The following is a 15,836-nucleotide window of genomic DNA, read 5'->3' as shown; positions in this document are numbered from 1 at the left end:
CCGACCACGTCGGGCCGGCCGGGCTCCGCCCGGCAGTACGACGCCTGGCCGACCCATCCCGCGGGCCGGGGCCCACCCGGCCCGCCCGTACCGAGGCCGGACGGGCGGACCGCCGCCGGTCAGCACCCTCCGTCCCTCCCCCCGTCCGTGCGTGATCCTCCGCACAGCGCAGGCTCACGCCGCGCGGGCGCGTGTTAGCGTCCGGGCCGTGATCTTCCAGGCCGTGACCGGACCCGCGCCGCACCCCGGAGCGAGCGGCGGCTGCCCGTACGGCCGGACCGCCGCTCCGGGGCCGGACGCGCTTCCCGACCGGCACGACCGGCTCGACCCGGACGACCCGTACGGAATCCTCGATCTCTTCGGCGACGGGTTCGTGCGCGACCCCTACCCGTGGATGGACGTCCTGCGCCGCGAGTCCCCGGTGCACCACGATCCCGCCACCGGTCTGTGGCTGGTCAGCCGCCACCGCGACATACGCACGGTGCTGCTGGATCAGACCGCGTTCCTCCCGGACAACGCGCAGCACGCGGTCACCCCCCTCGGAGTCCCGGCCCTGCGCGTACTGGCGCGGGCGGGGTTCCGGGTCCGGCCGGCGCTGGCCAACAACAGCACGCCCACCCACGCCGGTCTCCGGCGCGTGGTCACACGGTTCTTCAACGCCCACCGGGTCGCGGCGGCGGTGCCCGTGATCGAGCGGATCGCCGACGAACTCCTCGACGGGGTGCGGGACCGCGTCGACGCCACGGGCGGCTGCGACCTGTTCACGTCGTTCGCCCAGGCGCTTCCCTGCCGGGTGATGATGGAGCTGCTCGGCGTCCACGGCGTCGACCCGGCCACCCTGATCCGCTGGAGCGACGCGTCGCTGGAGCTGTTCTGGGGGCGGCCCACGCCCGACCGCCAGCTCGAACTGGCCAGGCTGGTCGGCGAGTTCCACCAGTGGCTCACGGCGACGGTGAGCGAAGGCAACGCCCCCGCGGACAGTCTCGTGGGCGCCCTGACCCGTCACACACTGCCGGACGGGCGACCGCTGGACGTCCAGACCGCCGTGGGCGCCTGCTTCTTCGTCCTCGTCGCCGGACAGTCGACCACCGGGCAGCTCCTCTCCACCGTCCTGCGCAGGGCGTTGGCCGAGCCCGGGCTCTGGCCCCGGCCCGCGCGGGACGAGCCGCTGGCCCGGGCCTGGGTGGAGGAGGTCCTGCGCCGGGAGCCGCCGGTCACGTCCTGGCGCCGGGTGACCTCGCAGCCGGTGGAGCTGGGTGGCGTACGGCTCCCGGCGGGCGCGCAGCTGCTGCTGATGCTCATGGGGAGCGGCTCGGACCCCGAGGTCTTCGACGGGCCCGCGGTGATGCGCACGGACCGGGCGGACGTGCGCCACCACCTCGCCTTCGGCGCCGGGCGCCACCGCTGCCCGGGAGCCTCCCTGGCCCGTACGGAAGCGGCCGTCGCCCTGCGCGCGGTGGCCCGTCGCCTGCCGGCGGCCCGTCTCGCCCCGGCCGCGGAGGACCCTCCGATGCTCGGCCTGCTGTCCTTCCGGGCGCCCCTGCGCATCGACGTGGTGCTCGGCTCCGGCTGAGGCCGATCCACCCGCGTGCCGAGACCGGCCCCCGGCGCCGGAGCTGGGCTCAGTCGCGTCGTGACTTGTCGCGCCAGAGGGTGAAGAGGTGCTCGGGGTCTCCGCTGTACGACCAGGGGACCCGGGTGGCCCGGTTGTCGAGGAGGTCGAAGACGGCGCCGGCCTCCCGGTGCATGCCCGCGTGGACGAGGCCGTGGGCCACGTGGTTGAGGTCGGCGACGTCCTGGGCGTACGCGGTCGTGCGGGGCACGATCCACTTCTCCAGCGTCTGGCGCAGGTCCCAGCGAGCCCGTTCGCCGGTCCAGTGGTAGGTGAGGCCGATCGTCGTGCGGCCCTCCGTCTCCGTCCGGTGCCGGTACTCCTCCGCTCGGGCCACCTGGGGGAGCGCCACGAGCGGGGAGCCCGCGGGGGCGTAGGCCGCCGCGTCCCAGGCGAAGTTGTAGGCGGTGGTGTGCGAGCCGTGCCAGCGGGCGGAGAGATGGCGCAGCGCCTGGTGGTGGCCTTCCCGGTGGTACGGGTCCCGGGCCCGGAGCTCCTTCCACCAGTGGGCCATGTTGGCGTCCCCGTCCTCGTACAGCCTGCCGAGCGTCACCAGGGAGACGAAGGGGTGCGGATCCTCGGGAGCGAGGTCCGAGGCCTGGAGGCAGAGCCGGGCGACCCGGTCGAGGCTGTCCCTCGCCGGCAGCGTGCCGGTGCGGGCGGCGGCGAACAGGCGCATCACCTCGGTCTCCGCCCACAGGATCGCCGCGTCGGGGTTACCGGGTTCGGTTGCGTGCCAGACGTCGACGGTGCGCCGGTTGGCCGCCGCGTCGGCGAGCAGGCGGATGCGGTGGGAGCGCCGGTCCCAGTCGTCGCGCGGCTGCCGGGACAGCAGGTCGCGGGCGCCCTCCCAGCGGCCCATCACCATGTCCTGGCAGCCCTCCGACAGGGCGCGGTCGCCGTAGGCCGGATCGTGGACCGGTGCTCCGGAACGGCGGCGCGGCCAGGCGGCCATGGCAGGACACTCCTCGGGTCGAGGCCGGTTCGGGTGGGTGGAGGGCGGCGGGCGGGGCCGCGTTCAGAAGTCGGTCAGGACGCCGTCCCGGCGTTCGGCGGCGGCGAGCGCCGCCTCGGTCCCCGTATCGCCGTCGTACGCGTCCATCGCGTCGGCCTGCTCGGGGTCCAGCGGCCGGGGCCGGAAGTACGAACTGCCCTGGAACCAGGAGAGCGACATGGGCACCACGCCGAGGCCGAGGGCGCCCAGGCCGATGGCGAGGGAGGCGGCGCTCAGCTCCGGGAGCGACATCACGAAGATCCACATCATGAAGAGCGCTCCGCCGAGCGGCCACAGGCCGAGGAGGAGGAGGTTGCCTACGGAGGTGCACAGCACCTTGCGGTACGCGACGACGGCGGAGAGACCGGCCAGGGCGTAGTAGAACGCGATGGGCAGGCCGATGCCGCTGACGGCGTCGCGGACGAACTGCGTACCGGAGCCGGCCGTGGCCGAGACGACCACGAGGAGCAGGGCGACCGCCGCCACGGTGAGGGTCGCCACCCATGGTGTGCGCCATTCGCGGTGGGTACGGGAGAACACGGCGGGCACCGTGCGGTCGCGGCCCATGGCGAAGAGGGTGCGGGTGGCCTGCAGGAGCGCCGTCTCCACGGTGGCGATCATGGACAGCAGCACGGCCAGGACGAGCAGGCGGCCGCCCCAGCCCGGCCAGACGGCCTCACCGAGCTGGGTGAGGAAACTTTGGGGGTTCTCGCGCACCGCGTCCACGCCGAGCAGGACGGTGGCGGCGAGGGTGAGGACGGTGAAGACCGCGAACGACACCAGGACGCCGACGAGTCCGCCCAGACCGAAGGCGCGGCGGCTGTTGCGGGTCTCCTCGCTGAGGTTGCTGGTCACGTCCCACCCCCAGTAGCTGAACCCGGCGATCAGCGCGCCGCCGACGAAGGTGTGTGTGGCGTCGAAATGGCTGAATCCGAACCAGGAGAGCGAGAAGTCCACCGCGTTGCCGTCCTTGGCGAGGGCGGCGACAGCGAAGCCGATGAGCAGGGCGAGCTGGGCGCCGGTGAGCACCCTGCGGGTGTACGGGCCGATACGGGCGCCCAGCGCCACGACGCCCGCCATGAGCAGGAACCAGCCGACGCCGACGACCGTGGCGAGGGTCGTGTCCGCGGCCCACTCCGGGTCGAGGAAGGCCAGGGTGGCGGCGCCCGCGGGCACGGTGGCGGAGACCAGGAAGACGGTGGTGGCGACGACCAGGGCCCAGCCGCCGAGGAATCCGAGGAAGGGGTGGAGCGCGCGGGCGGCCCAGGTGTAGGTGGCGCCGGCGTTGACGTCGAGCCGTCCGAGGTGGCGGAAGGCGAGGGCGATGCCGACCATCGGGAGGGCGCAATAGAGGAGCACCGCCGGAGCGGCGACGCCGACGGCGAGCACGAGCGCGGGGATGGTCGCCGCGACGGTGTACGCGGGACCGCAGCCGGCGACCGCCATGACGATCGAGTCGAAGGTGCCCAGGGAGCCGGCCCGCAGACCGCCGCCGCCCTCGCTACCGGTTCTGCTGCTCACGTGCCGTGCTCCTCCGATGACGTACAGGTGAGCGATCCTGCCGCGCCCGCTCGCGCGAGCACAAGGGGGGAGCTGCGATTTCCTTCGACTAAGCGGTAGCTTGCAAGGCAAACGGTCGGCCTCGCCTGTCACGACCTACGGATTCCGTTGTCCGCACCCGTGCAGCTGACAAGAGCAGCCGCTCAGCTCCGGGCGGTCGGCAGCAGCAGCGCCGCCCACACCGTCTTCCCGCGGGGCGCGGCGGGGGTCCAGGACCAGGTGTCGCTGAGCGCCTCGATCAGGTGCATCCCGCGTCCGCCCGTGCCCAGATCGTCGACCGGCCGCGGGCGGGGCGGCTCGGGGCTGGGGTCGGTGACGGCGGCGACGAGGTGGCGGGGGTGCAGGGACAGCCCGAGCCACACGGGGTACTCGGCCTCCTCCACGGCGCGGTCGGGGCAGCCGAGCGCGTGGCGTACGGCGTTGGTGACCAGCTCGGTGACGACGAGCTCCAGGTCCCCGGCGAGGGAGGGCAGCACCCAGCCTTCCAGTGTCAGCAGGACGAAGCGGCGCGCGCGGGAGACGTTCTGCGGGCGCCCGTCGAGCCCGCAGGCGGCGAAGCCGAGCGGCAGGGCCTCAGGACCGGGGACAGGCGCGGGCGTGGGATCGGGCGCCAAGGCCGACGTGTGAGTGATCACCAGTCATGTCTCCTTGTATGCCCCGGAGTTCAATGCTGCGGCGTTCGGTGTGAAACGAGTATTGTCGAGCGCACACCGAAAGTGCAATTGCATCTGGGATTGCAGTCGTGCGATCTCATGGACAGGCGTACGACCGCCGTACGGATCGGGAGGGCTCATGGCCGCGGAGTTGTTCAACGGGATGAGGGCGAGCGCCCTGGCCTCGGTCACCTGGATCAAGAGCCGGCACAGCAACGCCACCGGCAACTGCGTGGAGATGGCCGCCCTCCCGTGCGGCGGGGTCGCGCTGCGCAACTCGCGCGACCCGGAGGGCCCCGCCCTGGTCTATACGCGCGAGGAGTTCGCGGCGTTCGTCGCCGGCGCGAGGGACGGCGACTTCGACTTCGCGATCGGCTGAAAACCGCCGTCGCGCCCGGAGTCGCTGGTCCGCGATCGCCGTCGCCGTTACTCTCGTAGCCCTCATGAAGAGTGCGGGAGCGCGTGATGGCCGAAGCCGAACCGAGTTCGCCCCTGTTCGTCCGTTCCATCGGGACGCTGGAGAACAACCCCACCGCGCTCAAGTTGATCCTCGGCGGCAAGCTGCGTGAACTGCGCGTGGCGGCCGGTCTTGAGCCGGCCGACGTCGACGCCCGGCTGGGGTTCTCCCGCTCGAAGACGAGCCGTATCGAACTGGGCCGGCACGGCTGCAAGCCGGCCGACGCGATGGCCCTCCTGGCGCTGTACGGCGTGACGGACGGGGCCCGCTCGGAGGAGTTCCTCCGACTGGTACGCCAGTCCCGGCAGGCCGAATGGTGGCGCTCCTTCAGCGATGTGCTCTCGGACTTCTTCACGCCGCTGGTCGCCCTCGAAGGAGCGGCGGCGCTGATCCGTTCGTATGAGCCCTTCTACATCCCCGGACTGCTCCAGACGCCGGGGTACACGCGCGCGGTCGTCCGGTCGGGGCCCGGCCGCCTGCTGCCGAACGAGATCCAGCGCCGGATCGAGCTGCGGCAGGAGCGGCAGCGGCAGCTCGACCGGGAGGGCGGCCCCCGGCTGTGGGCCGTGATCGACGAGTCGGTGCTGCTGCGGACGGTGGGCGGTCCCGAGGTCATGCGGGAACAGCTGGAGCACCTCGTCGACCTGATGGGCCGGTCCCGGGTGACGCTCCAGGTCGCTCCCCTCGATGTGACGGCGGCGATCGGCGTCGGCACAGGCGTGACGTATCTGCGGTTCGCGCTCAGGGATCTGAAGGACGCCGTCTACATCGAGCATCTGACGGACAGTACGTTCAGCCAGAAGCCGGCCGACGTCGAGCAGTACCGGGACATGCTGGACCGGCTCAGCGCCTGCGCGCTGACTCCGGCCGAGTCCCTGGCACGGGTACGGGAGCGCCTCGACCGCCTGTGAGGGGCGGACGGCCTCGGGGCCGTCCGCCCGCGCACGCTCAGAGTCGGCCGACGCCGCCCCATTCGAGCCACTCGTCGCTGGGCTGCACCGGCGCCAGGTCGTTGTCCGGCCGCCAGGTGGACACCTCCACGAGTCCTGGTTCGAGGATCTCGAGCCCGTCGAAGTAGGCGGCGACCTCATGCTCCTCGCGGACCCGGCCCCAGTGGCCCCCGGTGGCCTCCGCCATGAAGTCCGTCACGAACCGGCGGATCTCCGGCCGGTCGCTGACGAGCTGGCACACCACGAGGAAGCTGCCCGGCGCGAGCCGCTCCGCGACCCGGCGGACGAGCCCGGCGGGGTCGTCCTCGTCCGGGATGCAGTGGAGCACCGAGACGAAGAGAGCGGCGACCGGCTGGTCGAAGTCGATCAGCCGCCGCGTCTCCTGGTGACCGAAGATGCCCTCCGTGTCCCGCATGTCGGCCTGGATGACGGCCGTGCGGTCGTTCTCCTCCAGCAGGGCCCGTCCATGGGCGAGGACGATCGGGTCGTTGTCGACGTACACCACCCGCGAGTCCGGGTCGACGGCCTGGGCCACCTGGTGCACGTTGTCCTGCGTGGGCAGGCCGGATCCGTGGTCGATGAACTGCCGGATGCCGTACTCGGAGGCGAGCATCCGCACGACACGGCGGAGGAAGTGCCGGTTGTTCACGGCGAGGACCTTGGTGCTGGGAACCTGCTTCAGCAGTTCCTCGCAGGCGTCGCGATCCGACTGGTAGTTGTCGTCGCCTCCCAGGAAGAAGTCGTACATACGCGCCACGCTCGGCACGTTGGTGTCGATGGCGTCCGGGCGCCACGACGTGTCTCGCATCCAGTCCTCACCCGTGTCTTCGCAAGAGGAAACCCTGGTCGCCCATGCTAGGGAGCGGCCCCTCCCCCGGTACAGAGCGCCGAGGAGCGCCGGCGTTCCGAGGCATGGATTCCGGCCAGGGCAGAAACCCGGCCATCCCGGGGCGAACGACCGTCACGGCGAGGGCTCGGCGACGCACCGCCGCCGTCCCGGGCGGTGCCGGGGCGCCGTGACCGTCACTCCATCGGCGGGCAGCACGGGTTTCCGTTTCCCCCCTGGGGTTACTGGAGCTGCAAGGACCGTTGACCCCGAAGGACGGACACACCGTGACCCGACCGAGGATTCTCGTCGTGGGCGCCGGCTTCGCCGGAGTGGCCTGCGTACGGCGGCTCGAGCGGCGGCTGCACGGCGGCGAGGCCCAGATCTCGCTGCTGTCGCCCTTCTCGTACCAGCTCTATCTGCCCCTGCTCCCCCAGGTGGCGTCGGGCGTGCTCACCCCCCAGTCCGTGGCGCTGTCGCTCCGTCGCAGCGCGCGACACCGGACGCGGATCATTCCCGGCGGCGCGATCGGCGTGGACGCCAAGGCCAAGGTGTGCGTGATCCGGAAGATCACCGGCGAGATCGTCGCCGAACCGTACGACCACCTCGTCCTGGCTCCCGGCAGTGTCACGCGGACGTTCGACATCCCGGGGCTCGCCGAGCACGCGCGCGGGATGAAGACCCTCGCCGAGGCGGTCTTCATCCGCGACCATGTGATCGCCCAGCTGGATCTGGCCGACGCGGGCCAGGACGAGGCCGAGCGGGCCGCCCGGCTGCAGTTCGTGGTCGTCGGCGGCGGGTACGCGGGCACGGAGACGGCCGCCTGTCTGCAGCGCCTCACGCATCACGCGATCAAGCGCTACCCGCGCCTGGACCCGAAGCTGATCAAGTGGCACCTGGTGGACATCGCCCCGAAGCTGATGCCCGAACTGGGCGACAAGCTCGGCGGCGCGGCGCTCGACATCCTCCGGCGGCGCGGGATCGAGGTGTCGCTCGGGGTGTCGGTGGCCTCCGTGGACGCCGAGACGGTCACGCTCACCGACGGGCGGGTACTGCCCTGCCGCACCCTGATCTGGACGGCCGGTGTCGCCGCCAGTCCGCTGATCGGCACCCTGGACGCGGAGACGCACAAGGGCCGTCTCGTGGTCGGCGCGGACCTGACCGTGCCCGGGCTCGACGGTGTGTACGCCCTCGGTGACGCAGCCGCCGTGCCCGACCTGGCGAAGGGCGACAAGGACGCCGTCTGTCCGCCCACCGCCCAGCACGCGCTGCGGCAGGGGCGGAAGATCGCCGACAACCTGGTCGCCGTCCTGCGGGGCCGGCAGACCTACCCGTACGTCCACAAGGATCTCGGCCTCGTGGTGGACCTGGGCGGGCGGGACGGCGTCTCCAAGCCGCTCGGGGTCGAACTGCACGGCATGCCAGCCCAGGCGGTGGCCCGGGCCTACCACTGGTCGGCGCTGCGCACGAACGTCGCCAAGACCCGGGTGATGACGAACTGGCTCCTCAACGCGCTCGCCGGAGACGACTTCGTGCGTACCGGCTTCCTGGCGTCCAAGTCGGGAACCCTGCAGGACTTCGAGTACACCGACGCCTATCTCACCCCCGAGCAGGTGCGGGAGCACACCGCGTCCCTGCGGGCGGCGCAGGGCTGAGGCGGGCTCAGCCCAGCAGGTGCCCCAGCACGGAGGTCATGGCTCGGTCAACGGCGCGGCGTGCCGGGTCGGTGTGGTCGATCGTCTCGAAGCCGTGGTGCGCGCCCGGCACGTCGATCACCTCGACCCGGGCGTCGCACTCCGCCGCGGCCGTCAGGAACTCCTCGACCGTCGCGGCGATCTCCGGTCGCTCGCGCTCCACCCGGGTCACGACGAGGGGCAGCGCTCCCGCCGCGGGCACGGCGGCCGCGGGGTGGAACCGTGACGCGGAGTGCCCCCACTGCGGCAGCGGCGCAAGGACGGGATAGGTGGCCGCCACGCACCGCAGCCAGGGCGGGGGCGCGGCGAGCCAGTCGGCCGACAGCAGCCCGCCGGCGGAGAAGAACCATAGGGCGACGCGCTCGGCGTCGACGCGCGGGTCTGCCCGTACGTGTTCGACCGCCGCGGCGAGGTCGTCGGCGGCCCGCGGGTAGCCGCCGAGGTCGTGCAGTCCATGGTCGAGGGTCACGCCCACCGCTCCCCTGCCGGCCGCGTAGGTGCCGTAGCCGACGAAGCCCGGCCAGTCCCGTGGGGTGGGCTCCACGCCGAGGGGGACCGGGCCGCCGTGGACGAACACCACCGCCGGGCGGGGCTCGTCGGCGTCCGGCAGGTAGAGGTCGAGCCGCCCGACGCGCTCGCGCCTCCGCTCGGGCAGGTCGAGCAGGAAGGGCCGGAGGTGGGTGGGGTCCTCGGCCACCGCCGCGGCCAGGCGGTGGCCTTCGCCCGCGGCGGCCCGGAGCAGGGTGTCGGCCAGTTCGTCGGGGACGGAGAGCATCGGCCAGTGCCCCGTGTGGAGTTCGAAGAAGCTCACGGTGGGGTCGGTGAGCCGACGCAGGCGGGGGTCCCCGAGGCTCACCAGGCCCTCGACCATGGCGATGCTCGATCCGTTGCCGGTGCAGAGGATGCCGGTCGTCGGGAGCGCGGCGGCCTTTCCCGTCAGGCGCAGCGGCCGGGTGAGCGTGCCCGGCGGCTGGGGCGCCGCCAGGCGGGCCAGCCGTGCCTCCGCGTCCGCCGTGACGCCGGCGAGACTGCCCAGCCGATGCCAGGCGCCGACCGGGGGCGGTGGCACGGGCCGGTCCTTCCCGCGGTTCTCTTCGGCGGAGTGCGCGGTGACCGGGTTCTCGCTCCCGGCGTTCCACCCAGCGGGCGGGCGGGCCAGGTGCTCGTGGACCGCCGGGTCGGGGACCAGCGCGAGGGGCGCGTCGCCGTCCTGGGGCAGGCCCGCGTCCAAGTGGATGATCCGGGCGATCCGCTCGGCGCGCCGGTCGGCGGCGCCGAGCACGGGGTGGATGGCGTAGCCGTGGCCGACGAGCACCAGCTCCTCCGCGTCGACCCGGTCGATCAGCCGCACCACGTCCCGGACATGGGTCTCCAGGTCCGTGTCGGGCTCGGCCGGAGGGCCGCCGTCGCCCATGCCGGTCAGCGTCACCGGATGCGCCCGCGCCCCCGACTCCCGCAGCCGGGCGGCCACCTCCCGCCAGACCCAGCCGCCGGTCCAGATGTCCGACACCAGGACGAATGCCGTCATGCGCGTCTCCTTGTCCTTCTCGTGCTTCGTTCACGTGATCCGCGGCGGGCCGCCGCGGGCGGCGCCGTGCGGCCGGGCCCCTCCACCGGGGCCGTCCGGGCGCACCGGTACCGTAGGAACTCCCCCTGAGGGAGGTTCAAGCCGTGTCCGTCGAGGGACTGCTGAGCATCGGTGAGCTCGCCGGGAAGGCCGGCGTCACCGTGAAGACCGTCCGCTTCTACTCGGACCGCGGCCTGCTGCCCGAAGCGGCCCGCAGCTCCGGCGGCCACCGTCGCTACGGCCCCGAGGCCCTGGACCGGCTGCGTACGATCCGCGCGTTGCGCTCGCTCGGCCTGCCGGTCCCCGACGTGGGCACGGTGCTTGACCGGGAGGACACGCTGCGGGACGTCGTCGCGGAGCAGCTGCGGGAACTCGGCACGCGGATGGCGGCCCTGCGCTGGCGCGAGGCCGCGCTCCAGCTCCTCCAGGAGTGCGCGCCGGAGGAGCGCGCCGACCGGCTGCGGCTCGTCGGCGCCGTGTCCGCTCCACCCGACACGGCGGTGCTGGCCCGCTTCTGGAGGCGCTGGCTGCCGCCGAGGCTCCCGGCGCGAGTGGCCGCCGCCGTGATCGACCGGGCTGTTCCCCAGCCGCCCCCGGACCCGTCACCGGCTCAGGTGCTCGCCTTCGCGCGGCTGCACGCCTTCGTCTCCGGCGACTGCGCCGGTGGTGACCGCTGCCAGCCTGCGGCGCACCTGCCCGACCGGGACAACCGTCCGGCCGTGCTCTACGACGGACTCGTCGAGGCGTACGCGCTGGCCGCCGCGCAGATGCGGGCGCGGCGGCCACCGGGCGAGGGCGAGGCGCTGGACTGCTTCGTCTCCGCCTACGCCCGCTCCCGTGGCACGCGCGACAGCCCCGACTTCCGGCGTCGGCTGGGGACCGTGCTCGCCTCGGATCCTCGTATCGACCGTTACTGGGAGCTCGTGGCCGAGCTGACCGCTCCGTCCTCCGGCCCACCGGAGCCCACCCCGGGGGCCGCCCATGACTGGCTTCTCGCGGCCCTGACCGGCGGCCGGTCCGCGCCTCCGGCGCCCTGACGGCGCGGACGCCGGAGGAGTCCGGCCGGCAGCCCGGCCGGAAAACGCCTTAGACGTTCGGGCGGCGGTTCAGAAGACGGACAGGCCGGTGATCGTGGTGAAGCGGTCGAGGGCGGCCACGCCCGCGACCGAGTTGCCGCGCGCGTCGAGTCCCGGGCTCCAGACGCAGAGGGTGCACCGGCCGGGGACGACGGCGATGATGCCGCCGCCGACGCCGCTCTTGCCGGGCAGCCCGACGCGGTAGGCGAAGTCGCCGGCCGCGTCGTACGTTCCGCAGGTGAGCATGACGGCGTTGACCTGCTTGGCCTGGCTGCGGGTCAGCAGCCGTGAGCCGTCGGCGCGGATGCCGTGCCGGGCGAGGAATCCGGTGGCGAGGGCGAGATCGGCGCAGGAGGCCGCGATGGAGCACTGGCGGAAGTACTCGCGCAGCAGGGTCGGCACCGGGTTGACGATGTTGCCGTAGGACGCCATGAAGTGGCCGAGGGCGGCGTTGCGGTCGCCGCGCTCGGTCTCGGAGGCGGCCACGTCGCGGTCGAAGTCGAGGTCCTGGTTGCCGCTCTCGGCGCGGAGGAAGTCGAGCAGACAGCCCGAGGCGTCACCGGTGAGCCCGTGCAGCCGGTCGGTGACGACGAGGGCGCCGGCGTTGATGAAGGGGTTGCGGGGGATGCCGTTCTCGTACTCCAGCTGGACGAGCGAGTTGAAGGGGTTGCCCGACGGCTCGCGTCCCACGTGCTCCCAGAGGGCGTCTCCCTCGCGGGCGAGGGAGAGGGCGAGGGTGAACACCTTGGTGACGGACTGCGTCGAGAACGGGTGCTGCCAGTCCCCCACGCCGTACACGGTCCCGTCGAGTTCGGCCACGGCCATCCCGAAGCGCCGGGGGTCGGCGGAGGCGAGCGCCGGGATGTAGTCGGCGGGCCGGCCGCGGACGGCGAGGTCCGCCATCTCCTCGGCGATGCGCTCGAGCACGGGCAGGAAGGACTGCAGCATGATCGCCATTGTGCCGCCCTGCCGCCCGATCGGCCGGATCGGGGTCCGAGGCGAGGGCTCTCGGCGCGCATCGGCGGACCGCTGTCGCGCGGCGCGCCGGGAGCGCGGTTGGCCGGGAGCGCGGTGGGCCGGGTCAGCTCTCCGTGGTGGCCGCGGCGGCGGGGCTCTCGTCGAGTTCCCAGGCGTGGCGCTTGAACTCGCGGAGGAAGTCGGGGTGGTCCTCCCAGTGACGTGCGACACCGCGCAGCACGTCCCAGTTGTGTTCCAGCGCCTGGTCGATGATGTCGCGGGTCGCCCGGTCCGCGTCGGCCCGCTGGGCGGCGAGTCCCTTGACCGCGGCCGCGGCCTTCACCGTGTTGAGGAGCGCGCGCAGGGAGCGGGAGGTGTCGTCCATGCCGAAGCCGTGCTCGCTGCCCGTCTCGGCGTCGAACAGCGGGCGGAGGCGCGCCTCGATGAACGCGTTGACGCGCTCGAAGTGCTGGACGTCCATCGGTGGTCTTCCTCTCCTGCGGCGGGACACCGGGCCGGGCCCCGGCCGGACGTCTCGCGCGGCTTCACCTGTCACATGGCTTGACTGGGCGATCGACGTGTCGGTCGACACGCCGATTATCCCGCCTGCCGAGGGTGTCCCGGCGGGCGGGTCAGCGGTCGGGTCGGCGGGCACGTCTCAGAGCCGCAGCCCGGCGGCTCGTACGTCGTGCCACAGGGCGTGGGTGGCCGCGGGGCCCTCCTCGCGGTCGCCGGGGACGGCCCAGACGTGGACCGGGGTTCCGGACGGGCCGTCGAGCGGTGCCCAGCCCGGGTCACCGGCGGTGGCGAAGCCGGACCAGGCGCGGACCATGCGCCGCGAGAGGTCGCGGTCGTCCGCGTCGGCGGGGCCGCCGGTGAGGAAGTCGACGCCGTCGGCGTCCAGGGTGCCGAGGGCGAAGGGGACGTCGGCGGCGTGCCAGGCCCTGACCCGGGTGCCGTCGGGGCGGGTGAGGCGGCGGTCGAACCGGGAGAGGTGGGTACGGCCGCCGGCCCGGGCATGGGCCTGCGCGAGGCGGACGCTGTGGGTGGCGAAGAGCGCGTCACCGGCGAGCGCGAGGTGGATGTCGAGCACGGACTCATCGGGCAGGAGGGCGCGATACCGCTCGACGAGGTCGCCGGGAAGGCCGTACTCGGCGGCGAAGCGTGCCAGTCCGTCCTCGGTGGTGACCGCGGGCATGCTGCCGACCTGCCGCATCAGCCAGTACTCCTCGGTGGTGTGGCACACCAGGAGATCGACGTCACGGCCGGCGCCGGCGGAGAGGGCGTCGATCGGATCCTCGGCGAGCAGTGTCCCGTCGAGGACCGGGCCGTAGATGACCGTGTCGTAGTGCAGGGGTCCCGACTCCGGGTCGGCCGCGTACTGGGAGACCACGCGATCCGAGGCCTCGACGAGGGCTTGCGGCGTCGCGGAGAGAAGCCCCTCGGCGGTCGGCTCCCCACCGGCGGCCTCCGCCACCTTGCGGGCGAGGCCGGCGGCGAACTCCGGTGGGAAGTAGGCGTCGGGGACGCTGTGCGCGATGGCGCGGCGGAAGAGTCCACGGGCTCGCGCGGCGCTCATCAGGCAGGCGATCGAGCCGGCGCCCGCGGACTGTCCGGCCACCGTGACGCGGTCCGGGTCGCCGCCGAAGGCGGCGATGTTGTCCCGTACCCATTCCAGTGCGGCGATCTGGTCGAGCAGGCCGCGGTTGTCGGGGAGTCCGGGGACGTGTCCGAACCCCTCGAAGCCCAGACGGTAGTTGCAGGTGACCACGGTGAGTCCGGTCCGGGCGAGGGCGGATCCGTCGTAATCGGGCTGGGCCGAGGAGCCGAAGGTGTAGGCGCCGCCGTGGATCCAGAACAGCACGGGGAGCGGGCCCGACGTTTCGGCCGGTGACCAGATGTTGAGGGTGAGGATGTCCTCGTCGCCGGGGCGCCAGACCGGGGCTCCGGGGAGTTCGGCGGACTGCGGGGCGACGGGACCGAAGCGGGTGCAGTCCCGTACCCCGCCCCAGGGCTCGGCGGGCTGGGGCTCGCGGAACCGGCCGGCTCCGAACGGCGGTGCGGCGTAGGGGATTCCCCGTGTGACGCGCAGCCCGTCGCTGGTCGTCCCCCGCACCGTGCCGAGCTTCGTCGTCACGATGTCGCCTGCCGCTGACGCACCCACAGGTGTTTCCCCTCCGCTCGCCGTCGGTCCGTCCGCGCGGCAGCACAGGCTCCCACGGCGCCCGGAGCCCTGCAATCGGATAATCAGGCTTCCACCTGCGGAGACAACGGCCGGGCGCGCGCCTCGGTGACGGCGTACGCGAGTCCCGGCAGGGTCAGCAGCACCGTGCCCCACAGCGGCAGGCGGAAGAGCGGGGCGTCACCCGCGAGCGCGTCGGCGAGCAGGAGGACCGGCATGCCGACGAGGAGCGCCAGGAGCCAGCTCCTGCCGAGGCCGAGGGAGCCGCGGCGCAGCTCCAGGACGACGGTGACCACCCCGATGCCGAGCCAGAAGGCCAGGCGGCCGGCGGTGATGTCCACGGCCGGCGTCCAGCGGACGAGGTGCGTGAACAGCAGGAGGATGCCCGCGACGAAGAGGATCATCGCGCCCATCCGGAGGACTCTGTGGTGCAGCGGCCTGCGCGCCCGGGCCCAGGAGGCGGCGAACGCCTTGACGTCCTCGCCGACGACGTCGCGTGGTGCGCGTCCGGCCGCCTCCGCGTCCTGGAGGTGGGCGGAGAGCTCGGCGAGCATGTCGCGGACGGCGGCGTCGTCGAGGCCGCGGTACTCCCAGTTGCTGCGGCAGACGGCGAGTATCTGCTCAGTTGTCATGCGGTGTCTCCCCCGTGGGTTCGTCGGTGTCGGTGAGGACGCGGCCGGCCTGCGCGGCGAAGGTGCGCCAGACGGTCCGGCCCCGGTCGAGTTCGGTGCGGCCCGCCCCGGTCAGCCGGTAGTACTTCCGGGGTGCGCCGCCGCTGGACGACGGCGCGCGGAACGACTCGACGAGTCCGGCCCGCTCCATCCGGGACAGCAGTGGATAGATGCTGCCCTCGCTGACCAGCTCCAGCCCGCTGTCCGTGAGCGCCTCGACGAACTCGAAGCCGTATCGGGGCCGTTCGGCGATCAGGGCGAGCAGGCAGAGGTCGAGCACTCCGCGCAGAAGCTGGCTGCGCCGCTGGTCACCGGCGCCCGGCGGCTCCTTTGTCATGCGGTGCATGATAGGCACCACTACCTTGCATCGCAAGGTAGTGGTCGCACAGGGGGTAATAAACCATCAAAAGGGACACCGAGGGGCGTTATTCATTTTTCTTTCGATTCTCCCCAGCGTGGCCGATTTCCAGTTAAGGGCGATATTCGTTACCGGGTGACGTGAATCACGGCCGGACGAGGCAACCGTTTCGGCCCCGGCCCTCGGCCTGCCCGCCAAAGGGAGTTCGGCGCGCTCGGGCCCGGTAGTGAGGGCGGCGTCACACACGGCCGCCGTATTCGGGAATTCCCGAGGACCCGG

15 protein-coding genes are annotated in these 15,836 nt (G+C 72.9%); 5 read left to right on the top strand and 10 right to left on the bottom strand.

The genetic code is table 11. The features are described from left to right. The first annotated feature begins 208 nt into the window (after positions 1-208). Positions 209-1,573 (top strand): cytochrome P450, encoded by a 1,365-nt coding sequence (locus tag ACIRB4_RS23795; protein ID WP_403294154.1) that lies wholly within the window; start codon positions 209-211, stop codon positions 1,571-1,573. Between the two features lie 49 nt (positions 1,574-1,622). Here ACIRB4_RS23795 and ACIRB4_RS23790 read toward each other — a convergent pair whose 3' ends face one another. The 3 genes from ACIRB4_RS23790 to ACIRB4_RS23780 form a co-directional block, all read right to left on the bottom strand. Next, positions 1,623-2,567: a hypothetical protein gene (locus tag ACIRB4_RS23790; RefSeq protein WP_403294153.1), complete on the bottom strand. Its 945-nt coding sequence runs from the start codon at positions 2,565-2,567 to the stop codon at positions 1,623-1,625. A gap of 63 nt (positions 2,568-2,630) precedes the next feature. Further along, positions 2,631-4,127, bottom strand: coding sequence for an APC family permease (locus ACIRB4_RS23785; protein WP_403294152.1), 1,497 nt, complete (start codon positions 4,125-4,127; stop codon positions 2,631-2,633). A gap of 182 nt (positions 4,128-4,309) precedes the next feature. Further along, positions 4,310-4,801, bottom strand: coding sequence for an ATP-binding protein (locus tag ACIRB4_RS23780; protein ID WP_403294151.1), 492 nt, complete (start codon positions 4,799-4,801; stop codon positions 4,310-4,312). Between the two features lie 157 nt (positions 4,802-4,958). Between ACIRB4_RS23780 and ACIRB4_RS23775 the strand changes: the two genes are divergently transcribed. Next, positions 4,959-5,198 (top strand): DUF397 domain-containing protein, encoded by a 240-nt coding sequence (locus ACIRB4_RS23775; protein WP_403294150.1) that lies wholly within the window; start codon positions 4,959-4,961, stop codon positions 5,196-5,198. 86 nt (positions 5,199-5,284) lie between these two features. Then, complete coding sequence (locus ACIRB4_RS23770; protein WP_403294149.1) at positions 5,285-6,187, top strand: helix-turn-helix domain-containing protein; 903 nt, start codon at positions 5,285-5,287, stop codon at positions 6,185-6,187. Between the two features lie 37 nt (positions 6,188-6,224). Here the strand turns inward: ACIRB4_RS23770 and ACIRB4_RS23765 are convergent, their stop codons facing one another. After that, positions 6,225-7,034 (bottom strand): SAM-dependent methyltransferase, encoded by an 810-nt coding sequence (locus ACIRB4_RS23765; protein ID WP_403294148.1) that lies wholly within the window; start codon positions 7,032-7,034, stop codon positions 6,225-6,227. Positions 7,035-7,339: 305 nt separating this feature from the next. Here ACIRB4_RS23765 and ACIRB4_RS23760 point away from each other — a divergent pair, with 305 nt between their 5' ends. Continuing rightward, positions 7,340-8,707: an NAD(P)/FAD-dependent oxidoreductase gene (locus tag ACIRB4_RS23760; protein WP_403294147.1), complete on the top strand. Its 1,368-nt coding sequence runs from the start codon at positions 7,340-7,342 to the stop codon at positions 8,705-8,707. Positions 8,708-8,714: 7 nt separating this feature from the next. On the opposite strand, the gene ACIRB4_RS23755 is transcribed toward ACIRB4_RS23760, so the two are convergent. Beyond that, complete coding sequence (locus ACIRB4_RS23755) at positions 8,715-10,274, bottom strand: alpha/beta fold hydrolase (RefSeq protein WP_403294146.1); 1,560 nt, start codon at positions 10,272-10,274, stop codon at positions 8,715-8,717. A 143-nt stretch (positions 10,275-10,417) separates the two neighbouring features. Here ACIRB4_RS23755 and ACIRB4_RS23750 point away from each other — a divergent pair, with 143 nt between their 5' ends. Further along, positions 10,418-11,350 carry a MerR family transcriptional regulator gene (locus ACIRB4_RS23750; RefSeq protein ID WP_403294145.1) on the top strand — a complete coding sequence of 311 codons (933 nt, stop codon included), beginning with the start codon at positions 10,418-10,420 and terminating at the stop codon, positions 11,348-11,350. A 69-nt stretch (positions 11,351-11,419) separates the two neighbouring features. Here the strand turns inward: ACIRB4_RS23750 and ACIRB4_RS23745 are convergent, their stop codons facing one another. The 5 genes from ACIRB4_RS23745 to ACIRB4_RS23725 form a co-directional block, all read right to left on the bottom strand. Then, positions 11,420-12,346, bottom strand: coding sequence for a glutaminase (locus ACIRB4_RS23745; protein ID WP_403294144.1), 927 nt, complete (start codon positions 12,344-12,346; stop codon positions 11,420-11,422). Positions 12,347-12,470: 124 nt separating this feature from the next. Further along, the gene (locus ACIRB4_RS23740) at positions 12,471-12,827 is read right to left on the bottom strand and encodes a hypothetical protein (protein ID WP_403294143.1); all 357 of its coding nucleotides are present in this window, start codon (positions 12,825-12,827) and stop codon (positions 12,471-12,473) included. Between the two features lie 177 nt (positions 12,828-13,004). Then, on the bottom strand, positions 13,005-14,486 hold the full coding sequence (locus ACIRB4_RS23735) for a carboxylesterase/lipase family protein (RefSeq protein WP_403294317.1): 1,482 nt from the start codon (positions 14,484-14,486) through the stop codon (positions 13,005-13,007). Positions 14,487-14,593: 107 nt separating this feature from the next. Next, positions 14,594-15,160, bottom strand: coding sequence for a hypothetical protein (locus ACIRB4_RS23730; protein ID WP_403294142.1), 567 nt, complete (start codon positions 15,158-15,160; stop codon positions 14,594-14,596). Next, positions 15,150-15,536, bottom strand: coding sequence for a PadR family transcriptional regulator (locus tag ACIRB4_RS23725; RefSeq protein ID WP_403294141.1), 387 nt, complete (start codon positions 15,534-15,536; stop codon positions 15,150-15,152). The genes ACIRB4_RS23730 and ACIRB4_RS23725 overlap by 11 nt, the downstream gene beginning before the upstream one ends. Positions 15,537-15,836 lie beyond the last annotated feature (300 nt).

The organism is Streptomyces sp. NPDC093600, assembly GCF_044764755.1.
Taxonomy (GTDB): domain Bacteria; phylum Actinomycetota; class Actinomycetes; order Streptomycetales; family Streptomycetaceae; genus Streptomyces.
This window is presented reverse-complemented; position numbering and strand designations above follow the sequence as displayed.

Bases quoted from the DNA above. Each gene is read 5' to 3' on its own strand.
- ACIRB4_RS23790 (WP_403294153.1), bottom strand. From the start codon at position 2,567: ATGGCCGCCTGGCCGCGCCGCCGTTCCGGAGCACCGGTCCACGATCCG.
- ACIRB4_RS23775 (WP_403294150.1), top strand. From the start codon at position 4,959: ATGGCCGCGGAGTTGTTCAACGGGATGAGGGCGAGCGCCCTGGCCTCG.
- ACIRB4_RS23770 (WP_403294149.1), top strand. From the start codon at position 5,285: ATGGCCGAAGCCGAACCGAGTTCGCCCCTGTTCGTCCGTTCCATCGGG.
- ACIRB4_RS23765 (WP_403294148.1), bottom strand. From the start codon at position 7,034: ATGCGAGACACGTCGTGGCGCCCGGACGCCATCGACACCAACGTGCCG.
- ACIRB4_RS23755 (WP_403294146.1), bottom strand. From the start codon at position 10,274: ATGACGGCATTCGTCCTGGTGTCGGACATCTGGACCGGCGGCTGGGTC.
- ACIRB4_RS23745 (WP_403294144.1), bottom strand. From the start codon at position 12,346: ATGGCGATCATGCTGCAGTCCTTCCTGCCCGTGCTCGAGCGCATCGCC.
- ACIRB4_RS23740 (WP_403294143.1), bottom strand. From the start codon at position 12,827: ATGGACGTCCAGCACTTCGAGCGCGTCAACGCGTTCATCGAGGCGCGC.
- ACIRB4_RS23730 (WP_403294142.1), bottom strand. From the start codon at position 15,160: ATGACAACTGAGCAGATACTCGCCGTCTGCCGCAGCAACTGGGAGTAC.
- ACIRB4_RS23725 (WP_403294141.1), bottom strand. From the start codon at position 15,536: ATGACAAAGGAGCCGCCGGGCGCCGGTGACCAGCGGCGCAGCCAGCTT.